Raw genomic sequence first — 17,570 nt, 5'->3', positions numbered from 1 at the left:
TATTAAACAGGCTTTGTTCAATTTATATTAGAGGTTTTTATGTCTCGTAATATCATGTTAATTCCAATCGGCACAGGTGTAGGTTTAACCTCATTAAGCCTTGGGATGGTACGTGCCTTAGAGCGCAAAGGTGTTAAAGTTCAATTTTTCAAGCCTATCGCGCAAATCCGTAACGGCGATACCGGCCCTGAACGTTCAACCACCATTTTAAGTCACTCTCCAACGGTTAACCCGCTTGAGCCATTTTCAATGGAACATGCTGAGAACCTGATCCGTGCAGAGCAAATTGATGTACTCATGGAGCAAATCATTGCTCGCGCGAGTGAATGTGCATCAAACACTGAGACCATCGTTATTGAAGGTTTAGTGCCAACGCGTAACCACCCTTTCTCAGATGACATTAACTTTGAAATTGCTAAAGCATTAGATGCGGATATCATTTTCATCGCGACTCCGGGTAACGATTCACCTAACGGTCTAATGAACCGCTTAGAAATCGCTTATAACTCTTGGGGCGGCGTTAAAAACAAACGTCTTATTGGTTCTATCATCAATAAAATTGGTGCACCTGTTGATGAAGAAGGCGCAACACGTCCTGACTTATCAGAGATATTTGATCACACCGACATTAACAAAGCTGATTCATCAGCGATGTTCCAACTGCCAGGTAAAAGCCCATTACGCATTTTAGGTAGCGTGCCATATAACCTGGACTTAGTGTCTCCACGTGCATCTGATTTAGCCAAGCATTTACATGCCAAAATCATCAATGCCGGTGAAATGAACACCCGTCGTTTACGTAAAGTGACCTTCTGTGCCCGTAGTATTCCAAACATGGTTACTCATATGCGCACCGACTCATTATTGGTCACCTCAGGGGATCGCTCTGACGTGATTGTCGCAGCCTGTCTTGCCGCCATGAACGGCGTGAAAATTGGTGCGTTATTACTGACTGGTGGTTACGAGCCTGAACCAGAAGTCATGGCATTGTGTGAACGTGCCTTTGATACCGGTTTACCGGTATTCCTTGTAGACAGTAACACATGGCAGACATCGCTTAATATTCAACGTTTTGACCATGAAGTACCGGTTGATGACGCTGTACGTATTGACTACGTTCAAGAATATGTTGCCAGTCATATTGATCAAAGCTGGATTGAAAGCGTTACTGAAAACTCGCCAAGAGAACATCGTTTATCGCCACCAGCATTTAGATACAAGTTAACTGAACTTGCTCGCGCTGCGAAAAAGACCATTGTCCTGCCTGAAGGTGAAGAGCCAAGAACCATTAAAGCTGCCGCTATTTGTGCTGAACGTGGCATTGCCCGTTGTGTACTTTTAGGTAATGCAGAAGAAATTCAACGTATTGCTGCATCACAAGATGTGGTTTTAGGTGAAGGCGTACAAATCATCGATCCACTGCAAGCACGTGAGCGCTATGTAGAAGGTATGCTTGATTTACGTCGTCACAAAGGCCTTACTGAAGTTGTCGCTAAAGAGCAGTTAGAAGATAACATGGTGTTAGGCACCATGATGCTGGCGCAAGATGAAGTTGACGGTATCGTTTCAGGCGCAGTAAATACCACTGCCAATACCATTCGCCCACCGCTGCAGTTAATTAAAACAGCGCCAGGCTCAAGCTTAGTGTCATCTATCTTCTTTATGTTGATGCCTGATCAAGTACTTGTTTATGGTGACTGTGCGATTAACCCAGATCCAAACCCTGATCAATTAGCAGATATTGCCATTCAATCAGCTGAATCTGCTGCTGCATTTGGTATTGAGCCGCGCGTTGCGATGATCAGCTACTCAACGGGTACTTCAGGTACCGGTTCTGATGTTGATAAAGTACGTGAAGCAACCCGTATCGCGAAAGAAAAACGCCCTGACTTAGTCATTGACGGTCCATTACAATATGATGCGGCAGTGATGGAAAATGTGGCCCGTTCTAAAGCGCCTAACAGCCCTGTAGCTGGTAAAGCGACGGTATTCGTATTCCCAGACTTAAATACTGGTAATACGACTTACAAAGCGGTACAGCGTAGTGCTGATCTGATCAGTATTGGTCCAATGCTGCAAGGTATGCGCAAACCAGTAAACGATTTATCACGCGGCGCATTGGTCGATGATATTGTTTACACCATCGCATTGACTGCGATTCAAGCTAAACAAAACGAACAAGCTTAATGACTTTAAGTAGCGCGATGTAAGCTGCGCTAAGTTTTAAGCCGAAAAGCACTAACGTCTAACGCTAGTGCTTTTTTTTGGGGCCAAATTCATTTAAAACTAAGCCGTAATTACAAAAGCTGAACAATGACAGCCCTGTTATTAGGCTGTAAAACCAAAATTTAAGCTAACAAGCAGGCGACTTTACAACTTGCTACTCTCACTTCCCCTACTTAAAATACCCTGCCATTAACCGCTACCACCTTAAAAATACCTCAGTAACCTTCTATGGTAAAAAACCTATGCCATTATCAGTAAATTGCTCATCCATGCACGTCATACGTCATCGAGTAATAAAAATCTGTTGTGGTCTGTAAGCCACTAAATATCCCCAGCAAGAACGCCGCTATTCACACTGCATTTATGACATGAATCTGCATAGGGTTTCAGCATTAAACAAGGGTTGAATTTTCAACGACCTAAAAGGATTTATTACCCAAATGCAAGGATAAAATGATAAAAAAGCAAGTGAAAAGTAAAAAGATTCGAGGGGGAAATTATGATGTTATTTTTTAACCAGCATTGATAACTGTTAATTTTCATGACGTTACGCAGGCAGAATATAGTCTTCAACATAGTTGTCCACAGATTTTGTGGATAACATGAAGTTATACATAGCTGTCGAAGTATTGAGTTACTAAGATATGCCACGGCTGAGTTTTTCAGTCAAGATCTATTTAATATTTTCTGGAATATTTGCGTTATTCTTGTGTCTGAGCCTTTAAATAGCGATACTCAATCATCTTATTTTACCTTATCAACTCATCATGCATAAAATCGTTGTTATTATCTGTTTATTACTTTTAAGTGCCTGCAGTCCTTCTGAACAAAACCCTCAAGGCCGATTAGAAAAACCACTCTCCCCTGAAGAAGTATCATTGGGATTCTTTAATGCTATTTATGTTGATAGAGATATCAATCAAGCCATGATTTATGTCAATCAAGAATTAAAAGATATCATCTCCCATTACCATATTGCCTCAGCAGTACAGCGCCATGTGTTGGGGCTGTCCATGACAGAGGTTAATATGAGTGTTGACGATATCAATATCGACTTTTTCCGCAAATTTACCGATGAAGTTGATGTAAAAGTTAAAATGGAAGGCTTAAAAGGCGGCAACCCTTGGGTTGATGACCGTACCATTAAACTCATTAAAACCGGTAACCGTTGGACCATCACTGGCGTAATAACTGAAAAGGGCCGCATTGACCTGTAAGCGGTCTTTAGCCAACGTGAGTTAAGCTAGCTCGACTCGCCAATTTTAAGCATAAAAAAAGCAGCTGAGGCTGCTTTTTTTATGCTTGTGAAAGAGCTAATACTATTAGTTCGATCCGCTTATTCTTCTTCAGTAGGTAACGACTCTAAAACATCGTCTTTTACTTGGTAATAAGCATTATCATATTCATGAACTTCCATAATAACTCCTATCAATCTTAGGTCGTTTGTAAGGTGCATGGCATGTCTATGATTAGGGGTGACATTTACCAATACAGAGAAGCGCAACCATCGGTCTTCTTAAGGCTAATTGTAGCAAGCCAACACTTTTAATGATACCAATAATTACGAAAAACTTACCAAATCGTATGTTCAATATACAAGATATTCGTTTATATACGATTTTTACGCTCCTAAAACTGAAAGTCTTTCATAAAAGATCACAAATTAGCATTAAATTGTTAGAATTTTAACTTCAACAACAGATTTCACTGTCAGGGCATTTAAACACTTGTCACTCGCGGCGGCGCAAAATTTACCCATAAAAAAACGCGTAAATTACGCGTTTTTATTGGTATTTAAACTTAACAAACAGGATTAGTCACCCATCATGCCTGCTTTATATGCATGACGACCCGTTTTTCAGAAATAGGATAAGCTGTACCAAGTACCTGCGCAAAGCAAGACACTCGGTATTCTTCTATCATCCAGCGGGCTTCAAGCAGTGCTTCTGGCACTGGTTGAGTTTTAGGTACCTTGGCTAATTGCGCTGAAAGTAAGTCCTGAAGTTTACTAATGCTCACCATATGTAAGCGATCACGGGTTGGGTCAACAGGCAGCTTTTCAAGGCGATTCTCTATCGCTTTAAGGTAACGGCCGACATCAGCGAGCCGTTTCCAACCGCAATGCTCAACAAAACCTCTAAACACTAACTTATCAAGCTGGTTGTTGATGTCACTCATCGCAAAGGCAATATCTAAGCTGATCTTGCCTTTTAAGCGTTTTTTGATGCGTTGATAGATAGTCAGCACTTGCTCCACTTGCAGTGAGATTTGTTCAGCATAGCCATTAAGCTCTTGTCTAACCCAATCTTTAGCTTGCTCAAATTGCTGTTCATTGCGCACATCTAATTGTTTTTCATCAAGTAGTTGCTGCACTGATGCCGAAATTATATCGTCAATTAACAACTGTACTTGTCCAAACGGATTAAAATACATCGCAAGCTTGGCTTTGTTAGGCAATGCTTTTTGTAAATGCTTAACCGGTGACGGAATGTTAATCAGCAATAAGCGTCTTAAACCTGCTCTATGATGTCGCTCTGCCTCAAATTCATCATCAAACAGTTTAATCGACACCTGACTTTTCTCGTCAATTAGCGCTGGATATGCTTTAACTTCATAGTTGCCCCTGCGTTTTTGATATTGCTTAGGTAAGTCGCCAAATGACCAAGTAGTAATATCTTTCTTTTCAATGCCATCTTCAGCGACATTGCGAATGGCTTTAGCCACCACACCTTGCAGTTTATCTTTCAAGGCATCGAGATCTTTACCTTGATCTACCAAGCGATGTTTATCATCTTCAATTTTAAAATTCATTGTCAGATGCGCGCTTAACTGGCTTAAATCAAAATCATCAGCGCTAATACGGGTCCCTGTCATTCTTAATAACTGTTTGCACATAGAATCAAGCATTGGCATTGCAAACGGCTCCATCGCTTGTACACAAGCTCGGCCATAATCAGGTGCGGGTACAAAATTACGACGCAGGGTTTTAGGTAATGATTTAATCAGCGCCACTACTTTTTCTTCGCGTAACCCCGGCACTAACCAATCAAAGTCTGCAGTATCAATTTGGTTAATTAACGCCACAGGAATATGAATAGACACGCCATCATCAACCGCCGCGGGCTCAAAGTGATAACTCACTTTTAAGCCCAAGTTGGCTTTATGCCAAATCTCAGGAAAATCCAATGCTGAAACATGGTCAGCACTGCGCTGCATTAACAGCTCTTGGTTAAAATCAAGTAACTCAGGTGAGGCTTTACGGGCTTCTTTCCACCATTTAAAAAATAGTGGCGCGTTATAAATCCCTTGCGGAATTATCGGTTCGTAAAAATCCACCAGCACTTGTTCATCAACTAAAATATCGCGGCGACGTGATTTGTGCTCTAGGGATTCAATATCATTAAGTAGCTGCTGGTTTTTAACAAAAAACGGTTCTTTGGTTTGTAACTGCCCTTCTGCTAATGCGCTGCGAATAAATATCTCCCGCGCTTCCACAGGTTCTATCGGGCCATATTGCACTCGGCGGCGATTAACCACGGTTAAGCCGTAAAGCACTTGGTTTTCAAAAGCGATAACACTGGCGGGTTTGGCTTCAAAGTGCGGCTCGATATGATTTTTCTTAATCAAATGCGCAGCAAGAGGCTCTAACCATTCAGGCTGAATTTTGGCGCAGCAGCGAGCAAATAAACGCGAGGTTTCAGTTAGCTCTGCTGCCATGATCCACTTAGGGCCTTTTTTAGCCAGTGGTGACCCCGGGAACACAAAAAACTTACGGTTACGGGCACCAAGGTACTCGTTATTGGCATCTTTAAAACCAATATGACTCAACAAACCTGACAATAAGGCTTTATGCAGGTTGTCATAACTTGCAGGGGTATCATTTAAACGCCACTTTAAGTCATGCACGGCTTGTTTAAGCTGGGTGTATAAATCTTGCCATTCACGTACCCGTAAATAGGCTAAATATTCTTCACGGCACTGCTTTCTAAATTGGCTTGCCGATAACTCGTTTTTTTGATCTTTAATGTAATTCCACAAATTAACCCAACTGGCAAAGTCAGAGTCTTTATCGCTATAGCGTTTATGACACTCGTCCGCCGCTTGCTTCTTATCTATGGGTCTTTCGCGTGGGTCTTGAATCGACAAACCAGCAGCAATAACCATCACTTCATGTAGACAATTCATATCTTTTGCTTCAAGCACCATACGGGCTAAGCGAGGATCTAACGGGATTTTAGCGAGATTTCGACCCAAGTTTGTCAGCACCAGATCTTTGCGCTGCTTTTTAACCGCCTGTAGCTCTTCAAGCAATAAGAAACCATCACGGATGTGTTTCTCTTCTGGCGGCTGAATAAACGGGAATCCAGCGATATCGCCTAAACCAATGGCTAACATCTGCAAAATAACCGATGCTAAGTTAGTACGCAGGATTTCAGGGTCGGTAAATTCCGGACGCTGCATAAAATCCATTTCATCGTATAAACGAATACAAATACCCGCCGCAACACGACCACAACGACCTTGGCGCTGATTAGCACTGGCTTGTGATATTGGTTCAATCGGTAAACGCTGCACCTTAGTGCGGTAACTGTAGCGGCTAATACGCGCTGTGCCGGGATCAATAACATAGCGAATCCCAGGTACCGTTAATGATGTTTCAGCGACATTGGTTGCCAATACAATTCTGCGGCCTACATGACTTTTAAAGACTTTTGATTGCTCGCCATAGGATAAACGCGCATATAGCGGCAGCACTTCTGTATCGCGATAGTTTTGCTTACGCAGCATTTCGGTGGTATCACGAATTTCTCGCTCACCGTTCATGAAAATCAAGATATCACCAGGGCCTTCTGCCATTAACTCATCAACAGCAGAAAAAATACCGTCACTGACATCTAGGTCTGCATCGGTATCACGGACTAATGGCCTGTAGCGAGTCTCAACCGGGAAAGTACGTCCTGATACTTCAATGACAGGGGCTTGATTGAAATGCTTCGAGAAGCGCTCAACATCAATGGTTGCTGAGGTAATAATAACTTTTAAATCAGGACGCTTTTTAAGCACTTGTTTTAAGTAGCCTAAAATGAAATCGATATTGAGGCTACGCTCATGAGCTTCATCAATGATGATGGCATCGTATTGATTCAAGAACTTATCAGAGGTCAATTCCGCTAATAAAATACCGTCGGTCATTAGCTTGATGTAACTATCTGGACTAATGGCATCAGCAAAACGGACTTTAAAGCCAACAACCTCGCCTAGCGGGCTGTTTATCTCTTCAGCGACGCGATTTGCCACACTTCTTGCGGCTAATCGTCTTGGCTGGGTATGGCCAATTAAGCCACGGGTACCAAGGCCTAACTCTAAACAAATTTTGGGTAACTGAGTGGTTTTACCTGAGCCGGTTTCACCAGCAACAATCACCACCTGATTATTGGCAATGGCTGAGGCAATATCATGACGTTTTTGCGATACAGGTAGCGAGTCAGGGTAACTCACTTTAGGAATGTTATTCAGCCTATATTGGGCTTTATCAAACGCTTTAACGGCTTGCTCTGATAACTTAGCCAGGAGTTGATCTTTCTTTTCAGATTGCGGCTCTTTGTTTAACTGAAACAACCGACGACGAATTTTAGCCGCATCGGTTTGATAACATGAGTTTAGGTATGCTTTAGAGAGCGGGTGTTGATCTGAATTCAAATCTAATTCCTAGCAAGTATTTCAAAAAATGCGATCCTAGCAAGGAACTAGACTGAATGGTATTAGTTTAGACTTTTCCTGCCTATGCTGGGGTTAAATAACATTGCTGCATGTACAAATTCATCGCACTTAGTACATTGGTTCGGTTAATGGTGCCAATCACTTTACCGCCTTCTACTACCGGATAAATTTTAGGTTTCGCCCCCAGCATTTGCTCTGCAAGTTGTAAAATACTGCCATCGGGCGATGCGGTTAGTACCTCTGTTTGCATGCAATCTTTCACAGTTTCTGTCATATCGCAGTGATAACTACTTTTAAGCATTACCGACATACAATCTTGCTGAGATAAAAAGCCTACCAATGCGCCGCTATTATCAATAACGGCGGCGCCCGCTTTTTTGTTGCTTAATAAATGCTCCACAGCTGTAGCCAGTGACATATCGGCTTTTAACAGTACGGGTTGTCGATCCATATAATCAGATATTTTTATTGAATCCATAATATTTACCCCTTAAATCGTTTTTATGCGCTTACGCTTGACCGAACCACTGAAGCTTAATTCATTAAATTCAACAGGCTAAAATGAGATCGTCAGTGACTGCTATTTGTCGGTTCACTTATTTAGTGTAGTCAAATTTAACAACATCAGCAGATTGAATAAGTCGATTGCGGTAACAGGAATTTGTGTTTGTGAATACATGGGGGAGTTTAGTTTACGTTTTGTCCGCTTGAGAAGTTAGTTAAAACTCATATTTAGATAGACACGTTTGGTCACTTTGATTCGCTATCCCCTTTGGCCAGTTAATCGCAAATGGATAGTCGCAAATGGATAATCGCTAAACCACTGAATGACGACTAGATTCAATAGGAGTTAGAAAGGGTCTAGCTGAATCATATAAAATGACTATGTAAGCCATGTATAATCCGTTGGTTAAATGACCAAGCCTAAAGGGTGTTGTTTATCTTTAAGTAATAACTGTTTAAATTCATCAGCGGTTACCGCTTTACTAAACAGATACCCTTGACCAAATTCACATTTCATATCGGCTAAATATTTCGCTTGATATGGCTCTTCTATTCCCTCAGCGATCACTTTTAAATTTAGTGCATTTGCCATTGCGAATATTGCTGTCACTAATGACCGATTAGCTGCATTCGTTTGCAAACCATCCATAAATGCTTTGTCTATTTTAAGTTTTGAAAATGGAAATTTTTGTAAGTAACTTAATGATGAATACCCCACACCAAAATCATCAATAGACAGACCGATGCCAAGTTTATCAACCTTATTAAGCATATTAAGTAAGTCTTTATTATGATCGATCAAGAGACTTTCTGTAATTTCAATGGTCAATTTATCTGCAGGGAGTTGACTCTCATTTAAGGCTGTTTCAATTTTTTCGAGGAGAGCATTACAATACCTAAATTGCACACTAGAAAAATTAACCGCTATATTTATTGGGGTAATTTCTTGCCATTCTGCCGTATTATAGCAAGCTTGCAAAAGTGCCAATTCACCAAGTTGATGGATCAAACCGTTTTTTTCTGCCAACGGTATAAATATATCAGGTGCAACAAAGCCTAACTCGTTATCATGCCATCGCATAAGGGCTTCTGCTGCGACAATTTTGCCACTTTTTAGCTCAATAATCGGTTGATAGTACATCTCAATGTCATTATTGTTAATGGCTAAGCGTAAACGCTTGTCTAATAAAACACTCTGCTGTAAAGACTCATTTAAACTTGAGTCATAAAAACTAAAGTCATTCCGGCCAGAGTCTTTCACACGATACAAGGCCATATCTGCATTTTTCAGCAATGTTTCAGGGTCATATCCATCCATTGGATACATAGACATGCCAATGCTCGCCGTTATAAAAAATTCAAAGTCATTTACGATAAATGGTTCATCAAAAATACTAAGAATTTTAGTTGCCAGATCTGTTGCTCTACCTATATTCATTTGAGACTGAGCAATGAGTAAAAATTCATCACCTCCCAACCGGGCAACCATATCCGTTTCATACACGGTATCAAGTAGGCGACGACTTGCCATTTTAAGGATATCGTCTCCAGCTGCATGGCCTAGTGTGTCATTAATTTTCTTAAAGTTATCTAAATCAATAAACATGACTAATATTTCAGTGTTGTTTATTTGTGATTGCTGAATAGTTTGACTTAAGTATGTATGACTAACATTCCTATTTACCAAGCCGGTAAGTTCGTCATGGGTTGCTTGATAAGCGAGTTGACTTTCCGACTGTTTACGCCTTTTTATTTCACGTTCTAACAAAACATTTTGCTGACTTAATTTATCTTGCTCTTCAACCGAAACATTAATTTGAGTGCGTAAAATGGTATTACTCTTATCAATTTTCAATAAGTAATAAAGACCAAATAACAAGGGGATAGCAAGAAAAGAAAGGATTAAAGTGAAATTAGAAGAAGTAAGAATATCTTGATCAAAAATAGGTTCAAACCAACTCTCTAAATACAAATCAACACCTGCAATTTCATTATCAATTGCAATGTTATTGGCTAATTCAGGCTTTAAAGTGAGATTATTTTTATTGTCAGATGAAATAGAGTCCCAGATGAGTAATGATTTACCATTAGGGGCTGTCAGCTGCAAACGACTATGACGGTCAGCAGTATTTTGTAATTTAAGTTGATTGATGACCAAGTGTAAATTAAGGTCAGCAACAAATACTCCAACAGGTTTTCTTTGATGAAAAACGGTTTTATGTAACTGTATTTTTAATCCGTTGGAACCTTCTACTACAAAAATCTCACTTTGTTGTTCTAGGCTTTTTTCCTTTGAAATGTTCGCCTTATCAAAAAATAAATCAGTATGAGTATCTGCGATTGCATTGCCAGACAAATCAATTAACACCACACGATTGAATATTTTATGCTCATCTAATTGACTATTTACAACAAAAGAACCTAACTGCCTTTGTAAATTAGTTAAACTTGAACCAAGCCCATACTCCATAGACATACCGGAATGGAGATTAGCAAAAAAAGTACTAACCGTTTTATCATCTTCTAAATCAATGACATATTGTTGACTCACTGAAAGAATAAACTCAATGGTTTTTACATATTGACTGACCTCAAGCTGCAATACGTTAACCTGAGATTTTTGGAGTTTACTCTGCCCAAAATGAGTGACAGTAAGAATTAACCCAAGATACGCAATCAGAATAGCGGCACCAATTATGATGATACTTTTAGTACTAAAAAACTTTATCACTTTCATCAGCTATTAATCTAACGTTTCAAAAAATTGAGGATAAAAATAGAAGACATCGGGATAATATTTTTTTACTAACTTTATGTAACTGCCGTCAACTAATGTTGTTTTAAAATAAGTATTAAATGCTTTTCGTAATTCAGGTGAATTTTTACGGAATGCGACAGCCATACGCTGCTCTTCAGATATTGGGCCAATGACTTTTATTTCGCCCGACCACTTTTGCAGTGCAATCAGTGTATCTGGTACATCAAGCAAGGTACTTTCAGCATCTTGATTTAGAATAGCGGGAACCATTTCATTTAGCTTGCGCGCCTTTACTGGCAAGATAATATTGGCCCCTGTTTGCGCCATATTATATAAATCTGGATCTAAGCAAGATTGCTTCATTGCCAAAACATCTCTTCCCAAAAGCTTTGATTTTACCGTTTGAATATCAGTAGTAATCGAACCACTAGGCTTAATTGGCTGTAAGCTAGAATCTGTCCGCGCGACTAGCCATACTGCCGATGGAAAATACACTTCGGAAAAATCGACAAGTTGAGTCCTCCAATCAAGAATGGTATATCCATTAGAAATAACATCGCCTTGTATTGCTTCTTTTGATCCTAACTGAATATTTTTGTCTACAAAGATTGCATTTTGGCCATTAATTTTACCAATTAGGTTGCTCCAAGATGCTTCAACAAATTGATATTCAACATCTAAATATTCTGCAAAGCCTTGCATAAGCTCCACATCGAGACCTGTTAGGACTGTTTTCTCGTTTTGTGGGTATTGAATGACAAAGTTTGCATAGGGAACGCCAATATGCCTGAGCACCCCTGATTCCTTAACCTCTTGAAGATCATACGCAAGAGACTGAGGACTAAAAATAACAATACAAAACAACCATAATGTATTTAATAAGTTTATATGGCTTCTTTTATTTAACATTTTACTTCCAACTAATTTAAACTACCCACTTAATACAAATAGATACTCACCACATCAATATAGACGATATTCATCTTGTTATCTTTGATAACAATGTCACTTCAAATGACATTATGGTTCATCAGTCAATTATTTTCTGTTCCCGGAGTAACAAAAACTTATTTTAGCTTCATGCTTTCTTGACAAAAAATATTAATTTAGGCTCATTTAAAATTAATTAAATAACTTAAAAACAGAAGGTTACTTAGGATGTATACAGACAGGAGATAAAAAGCTAATACAAGATATTCAAAATAAAATTTATCAGAGATTTGATTAGCACATCATTATAAAGGGCTTTGCTTCCCGAAATGGAAAGCTCGATGATTATGCTCGAGGCTAGCCAAAGCTGTACTTAATTGTTCTTGCTTTAATCTAATCCATTACCTATCTCAGCTAATGTTTAGAGTTTAGGGTCGATGTTTAGAATTTAACATGCCCCGCTTACATAAATGTGAGCTGAACTCATCGACGTTACAACATGTCCGAGCAACATTTTCGTTGAGGGTAGAGTCACGACATCGATGAATAAAGCCCTGTTCTTTTATGTGCTTTCTGCCTATGCCCGGCGCTTTTTAAACGCATGTAAACCAGCACTTAGAATAGTTTTGAACACCACACCAAGGGCACTTAATTTGGGGTCGGCTTTTTTACCTGCGGCGATACGCCACATTTGGTGTTCATACCACACCAGTCCAACCATGCCTATTTTGTCTAGCGCAGGTTTGCCAGTAGTTGGAACAGTTAGCGGCATGCCATAGTTTGGATTTTCAATTAACTTATTGGGAAAATCAGGGTCTACCGCCATAGTTCGTGCAATGCCAATAAAGTCTGTAGCCGAAGTATTTAGTGTAGTCAAATTTAACAACATCAGCAGATTGAATAATTAGATTGCTGTAATAGGGCTTTTAAATTAATTGGCAATAGCATGGAGCAGTTAATGGATCAGGTCAATTAAGCGCTGAGTTAAGCGATGGCAGGCTATAACAGTCATAGCATGAATTGCTGATATAGAGACTTCATATAAAAATCACAGCGACTTTAATTACTGCGTTGCATTTTTGCCACATTAACCCAGCAAGGCACAAGGTAGGACTAGCCAATGACTTTACCGTCCCATTAGTTATCATTTGAAGTAAAGACGATTTGAGGTGAAAACACTGTTCGATTTTTTCCTAATTTCTTAGCTTCATACATCAAATCATCTGCAACTTTTATTAAACCTTCTGCATTTTCTGCATCTGTTGGGAATTTGGCTACCCCAATACTGCATGACAGATTAAAAGTAGTTTGTTCGTATGTAATTGTTTCACTGTTGAGTTCATGAATTTTGCGAGCTAAAGTTTGGATGCCTAAACTATCATTTTCGGTCACCAATATTAAAAATTCATCACCGCCATATCGTGCAATACAATCTGATTTTCGACATGAAAGCTGTAAGCGACTCGCTATCTCTTTTAAAATAGCATCGCCACATGGGTGACCATAGGTGTCATTAATGCCTTTAAACCTATCTACATCAATAAAGAATAAATAAGCATGGCTCCCGCTACGCTGAGCAAGGTTGAGTGTATATCTTGACTGCTGTAAAAAGCTGTTACGGTTGCATAATCCGGTTAAATTATCAGTTTGGGCAAGCTTGGTTGTTTCCGCTTCTAATTCTTTTATTCGGGTGATATCTCGGCTAATCCCAAACATGCCTATTATTTCGTTAGAATCATTAAAAATCGGGGTTTTGCTGGTGCTTATCCAGCACAGCTTCCCATGTTGATCAAAATAAGTTTCTTGCAATGAATCAATAACTTTACCCGCTAATATGTCTTTATCAACCTGTCGATAATGAGCGGCATGCTCCTCATCAAAAAGATCAAAGTCTGATTTTCCGATAATATCTTCAAGGTTTTTTATTTGCAGAAGATCCAGAAAAGGTCTGCTGGCATAGGTAAATCGAAAATCACTGTCTTTAAAATAAATAAAATCTGAGCTGCTTTCTAAAAAGAAAAGAAAATAGTCATTCCCTGACATTTTATTGTGTTTACCTATCATTATTAGCTTAATCCTTTAGTTAAATATAAGCTATAAAACGTCGAAGCAAGATGTCTTCTCAGCCTTTATCCATTTTAAACAAAGCTCGAATTATCACAATTCAAGCTATGATCCATACCAATCAAAGATTTAAAAATAACATTAACACCTAGATTAGCAATTGCAACTTTAGCTGCAGTTTGTTGAATCGTATCAAGGCAGTTTAATACTACGCTAAGTTAAATATAGTAGCGATGGCCAACTCACTTAAAGCAAGTTGATAGAATTGCTTTAAGTGACTGCGTTAAACTCTTTTAAGGCTAAAAGAGCCAACTCGGCCTTAGCTGATGGAACAAAGATATGATCGTGATAATAAGCCGCAATGACGTTAGCACTAATACCATAAGCCGTTAATTTGGCAGATACCGCCGCGGTTAACCCTACAGCTTCAAGACTTGAATGCACTGTTAACGTTATTTGGCGAAATGAGCCTTCAAACCCTAAACCAGCTTGTTGGGCGGCAGTTTTATCCAACACTAGCGTTAATCCTTCTGCTTCACAAAATGTGGCGACAGGATCAAGGGAAATATAATCAACTAACGCGCCTGAAACCGTACAGAACACAAATTCTGCTGGCAGCAGTTGTGGCTCCATCGACTTTAATAGTGCATTTAACTCTGTAATACCTGACATGATGACTCCTCTATTGCTGACACGCTATTATTAAACCTAAAGCTTGGCATAAATCGCTATATCACGGGGCAAGTTAATACTTACTTATTACTGCGGTTTTTAAACATGTTTTTTAGTTTTAATTTTAATGGTTTTAGCTTCATTAGATAATCACGAATAGTGTCAGTTTTTGCAAGAAAAGCATATTCTTGTTCAGTTAATTGTTGCGGCTGATAAGTTCGTATTAAACGATATAAATGGTAATGACTGACCTTTTTGGCAATCAACCAAATTGGCGACCATTCAAAGCTTCGAAATGTAATTCTTTCGAAATCAACCATGCCCAGGTTCTCATCACTGTCTGCTAATAAATCTCGCACAGGCATTGCATGGCGCGCGACACCTTGAGCGAGCATATTGGCAACCATTTCCCGTAACAGGATAATTTGTTTCACTGATAAGGTTTCTGGTGCAGTACCTTTTAAACGACTCATGGTCAGCGTGGTATTTTCATCGTCGAAATGAAGTAGTTTTGGGAAATTATCGAGCCCGATTAATCGTTGTAAGGCTATTTTTTCTCTGAAGTAGCGCTTCTTGTAATCCTTCACCTTTTTGAATGTTTTAATGACAGAGCTAGCCTCAATCACAACGTTCATTTTTGCCGTCTCGTAAACACCATCTTTAACCACTTTCATAACTAGCCTTAATAATACTTAATCTTAAAGAAATTCCTAAATACTACATATCGTCTTTGCATTACTGGCTAACAGCGCCGTTTAGGTATTTGTAGCCTTTTTACTTCAAATCACAACTTGCGTGTATTCATTCAAATTCAATGTGAAAAATGACTTTCCCATTAATCGCCTACCTTCAATATTCATTTACTTAGCTTGTGTCTCACAACCTATGTTTAGTGTTGTGCTTAGCTAGCTTGTTATTGAGGCTGGTACATAATCATAATTCAGTATAACTATACGGTTTTGTGTATCTAACTCACGGATAATTTAGAGGCTTAGCTCATATAAACTCGACTTTTATACTTATGTACAACAGCCATAAAGCAGTAACAAAACAAGCTGTAAACTTTGCAACAAAAACACAAAGCAACGACCATTTTATTTCAAAAATAGAATTATTAACTATAGTCCAACAACAGCTAACGAGTTACCATCAATCACTTTCTATTTGCACTATAGAAACTTTAATCGCTTACCGCTGACTCACGCTTATGTAATACCTATTAGCATTGATCTTGCTAATACAATTCACCACAAGCTCAACATTTGAATAACCCTATTAAGATAAAGGGAATATTTGCCCGCCTCAAGTGATTAATAATCAAGCACAATCACATTAAACAGTTTTAAACAGTTTTAAACAGTTTTAAACAGTTTTAAACAAGGCTTAAAAGAAAAAAGGCACCAAGTGAATACTTGATGCCTTTTTAGCTAGTGCTTAATACTTGTATTAAAAAACGCACTAAAGGGCTTACTTATCTCGCCAAATCATCACTTGGGCTTGTTCACCCTTTTTACGGGTCGCACGGTACATACCTTCGGTATTAAATGGTGTGGCAATATTGCCGCGATGATCAATAGCGATAACCCCGCCGGTGCCACCCGCAGTGATAAGGCGCTGATTAATCACTTCATCGGCAGATTGAATAATGGATTTACCTTGGTATTTCACTTTGGCGCAAATATCCCCAGCCACATGGTAGCGAATAAAATATTCACCATGGCCAGTTGCTGATACTGCACAGACACCGTTTTCAGCATAAGTGCCTGCGCCAATAACGGGTGCGTCACCAATACGACCATAACGCTTATTGGTCATGCCGCCTGTTGATGTACCCGCACTAATATTGCCACTTTTATCCAGAGCTACCGCGCCCACTGTGCCCACTTTAAATTCGACATCGAGTGCATTATGGGAAGCGATATAGTCTTTATTATCTAATTTTGCTTGCTCCATTTTAGCTTTAGCCCGTTGCAATGATTCATAGCGGTGTTGAGTATTAAAAGTCTCATTGGCAACCAGCGGCACCCCTTGGGTTAAGGCAAACTCTTCAGCGCCTTCGCCATAGAGCATCACATGTACTGATTTATCCATCACCAAACGCGCCAAATCAATGGGATTTTTAACGTGCTTAACCCCCGATACAGCGCCTGCATTCATGGTTTTTCCATCCATAATAGAGGCGTCCATTTCATGCTGTTCATTGTGGGTATAAACCGCCCCTTTGCCTGCATTAAAGTATGGCGAATCCTCTAAAACATTAATAGCTTGAGTTACTGCTTCAAGGCTTGAACCGCCCTTTTCTAACACCACATAACCCGTATCAACGGCCTCTTTTAATTTAGCGCGATAGGCTTGTTCTTGCTCAGGAGTAAAACTACTGGGGTTTATCGTGCCTGCTCCGCCATGGATCGCAATGGCAAACGGCTTGTCATTGGCAACACTGCCAAAAGACGAAACCAGCAAGGTGATACATGACAACATGGTTAATTTATTCATTGTTATTCTCATATTTATCAAGGGGCTTACAGTCTAAGTTATAGCCCTAAATTATACTCTAAGTGAATTGATTCTATGGGAAAAGTAATATTAATCAAAGCTGCAACTCATCACTTTGAGATAGTGATAGTGACGAAGCCATGATAATAAGCCCTGCCAGCACAAATGCGCCATATTCCACCCTACGGGTAATTTTGAA

Annotated in this window: 11 protein-coding genes; 2 read left to right on the top strand and 9 right to left on the bottom strand. The window is 39.5% G+C overall.

The genetic code is table 11. The features are described from left to right. The first annotated feature begins 39 nt into the window (after positions 1-39). Both pta and AB4140_RS00210 read left to right on the top strand, forming a co-directional pair. A complete protein-coding gene (pta, locus tag AB4140_RS00215; protein WP_102439877.1) occupies positions 40-2,187 on the top strand; it encodes a phosphate acetyltransferase in 2,148 nt (715 codons plus the stop codon). An 806-nt stretch (positions 2,188-2,993) separates the two neighbouring features. After that, on the top strand, positions 2,994-3,443 hold the full coding sequence (locus AB4140_RS00210) for a hypothetical protein (RefSeq protein ID WP_371999299.1): 450 nt from the start codon (positions 2,994-2,996) through the stop codon (positions 3,441-3,443). 607 nt (positions 3,444-4,050) lie between these two features. On the opposite strand, the gene hrpA is transcribed toward AB4140_RS00210, so the two are convergent. The 9 genes from hrpA to AB4140_RS00165 all read right to left on the bottom strand — a co-directional run bounded on the left by hrpA (position 4,051) and on the right by AB4140_RS00165 (position 17,371). Next, positions 4,051-7,926 (bottom strand): ATP-dependent RNA helicase HrpA, encoded by a 3,876-nt coding sequence (gene hrpA, locus AB4140_RS00205; RefSeq protein ID WP_371999297.1) that lies wholly within the window; start codon positions 7,924-7,926, stop codon positions 4,051-4,053. A gap of 82 nt (positions 7,927-8,008) precedes the next feature. Further along, complete coding sequence (locus AB4140_RS00200) at positions 8,009-8,425, bottom strand: CBS domain-containing protein (RefSeq protein ID WP_076539977.1); 417 nt, start codon at positions 8,423-8,425, stop codon at positions 8,009-8,011. A gap of 432 nt (positions 8,426-8,857) precedes the next feature. Continuing rightward, positions 8,858-11,188: a bifunctional diguanylate cyclase/phosphodiesterase gene (locus tag AB4140_RS00195; protein WP_102439882.1), complete on the bottom strand. Its 2,331-nt coding sequence runs from the start codon at positions 11,186-11,188 to the stop codon at positions 8,858-8,860. 6 nt (positions 11,189-11,194) lie between these two features. Beyond that, entirely contained in the window at positions 11,195-12,118 is a 924-nt protein-coding gene (locus tag AB4140_RS00190) for a transporter substrate-binding domain-containing protein (protein WP_102439883.1), read from the bottom strand. A gap of 598 nt (positions 12,119-12,716) precedes the next feature. Continuing rightward, positions 12,717-13,016, bottom strand: coding sequence for a hypothetical protein (locus AB4140_RS00185; RefSeq protein ID WP_303411286.1), 300 nt, complete (start codon positions 13,014-13,016; stop codon positions 12,717-12,719). Between the two features lie 260 nt (positions 13,017-13,276). Continuing rightward, complete coding sequence (locus AB4140_RS00180) at positions 13,277-14,203, bottom strand: GGDEF domain-containing protein (RefSeq protein WP_303445942.1); 927 nt, start codon at positions 14,201-14,203, stop codon at positions 13,277-13,279. 270 nt (positions 14,204-14,473) lie between these two features. Further along, positions 14,474-14,875 carry an ACT domain-containing protein gene (locus AB4140_RS00175; protein WP_102439885.1) on the bottom strand — a complete coding sequence of 134 codons (402 nt, stop codon included), beginning with the start codon at positions 14,873-14,875 and terminating at the stop codon, positions 14,474-14,476. Positions 14,876-14,955: 80 nt separating this feature from the next. After that, positions 14,956-15,549: a hypothetical protein gene (locus tag AB4140_RS00170; protein WP_102439886.1), complete on the bottom strand. Its 594-nt coding sequence runs from the start codon at positions 15,547-15,549 to the stop codon at positions 14,956-14,958. Positions 15,550-16,342: 793 nt separating this feature from the next. Further along, on the bottom strand, positions 16,343-17,371 hold the full coding sequence (locus tag AB4140_RS00165) for an isoaspartyl peptidase/L-asparaginase family protein (protein WP_371999294.1): 1,029 nt from the start codon (positions 17,369-17,371) through the stop codon (positions 16,343-16,345). Between the last annotated feature and the right edge of the window lie 199 nt (positions 17,372-17,570).

It is taken from the genome of Shewanella sp. 10N.286.51.B2, from assembly GCF_041469265.1.
GTDB lineage: Bacteria > Pseudomonadota > Gammaproteobacteria > Enterobacterales > Shewanellaceae > Shewanella.
The sequence above is the reverse complement of the archived record's forward strand: the minus strand, read 5'-3'. Positions and strand labels throughout refer to the sequence as shown.

Excerpts from the sequence above, each read along its gene's own strand:
- AB4140_RS00175 (WP_102439885.1), bottom strand. The coding sequence starts at position 14,875 with ATGTCAGGTATTACAGAGTTAAATGCACTATTAAAGTCGATGGAGCCA.
- AB4140_RS00210 (WP_371999299.1), top strand. The coding sequence starts at position 2,994 with ATGCATAAAATCGTTGTTATTATCTGTTTATTACTTTTAAGTGCCTGC.
- AB4140_RS00190 (WP_102439883.1), bottom strand. The coding sequence starts at position 12,118 with ATGTTAAATAAAAGAAGCCATATAAACTTATTAAATACATTATGGTTG.
- pta (WP_102439877.1), top strand. The coding sequence starts at position 40 with ATGTCTCGTAATATCATGTTAATTCCAATCGGCACAGGTGTAGGTTTA.
- AB4140_RS00165 (WP_371999294.1), bottom strand. The coding sequence starts at position 17,371 with ATGAATAAATTAACCATGTTGTCATGTATCACCTTGCTGGTTTCGTCT.
- AB4140_RS00200 (WP_076539977.1), bottom strand. The coding sequence starts at position 8,425 with ATGGATTCAATAAAAATATCTGATTATATGGATCGACAACCCGTACTG.
- AB4140_RS00170 (WP_102439886.1), bottom strand. The coding sequence starts at position 15,549 with ATGAAAGTGGTTAAAGATGGTGTTTACGAGACGGCAAAAATGAACGTT.
- AB4140_RS00180 (WP_303445942.1), bottom strand. The coding sequence starts at position 14,203 with ATGATAGGTAAACACAATAAAATGTCAGGGAATGACTATTTTCTTTTC.
- AB4140_RS00195 (WP_102439882.1), bottom strand. The coding sequence starts at position 11,188 with ATGAAAGTGATAAAGTTTTTTAGTACTAAAAGTATCATCATAATTGGT.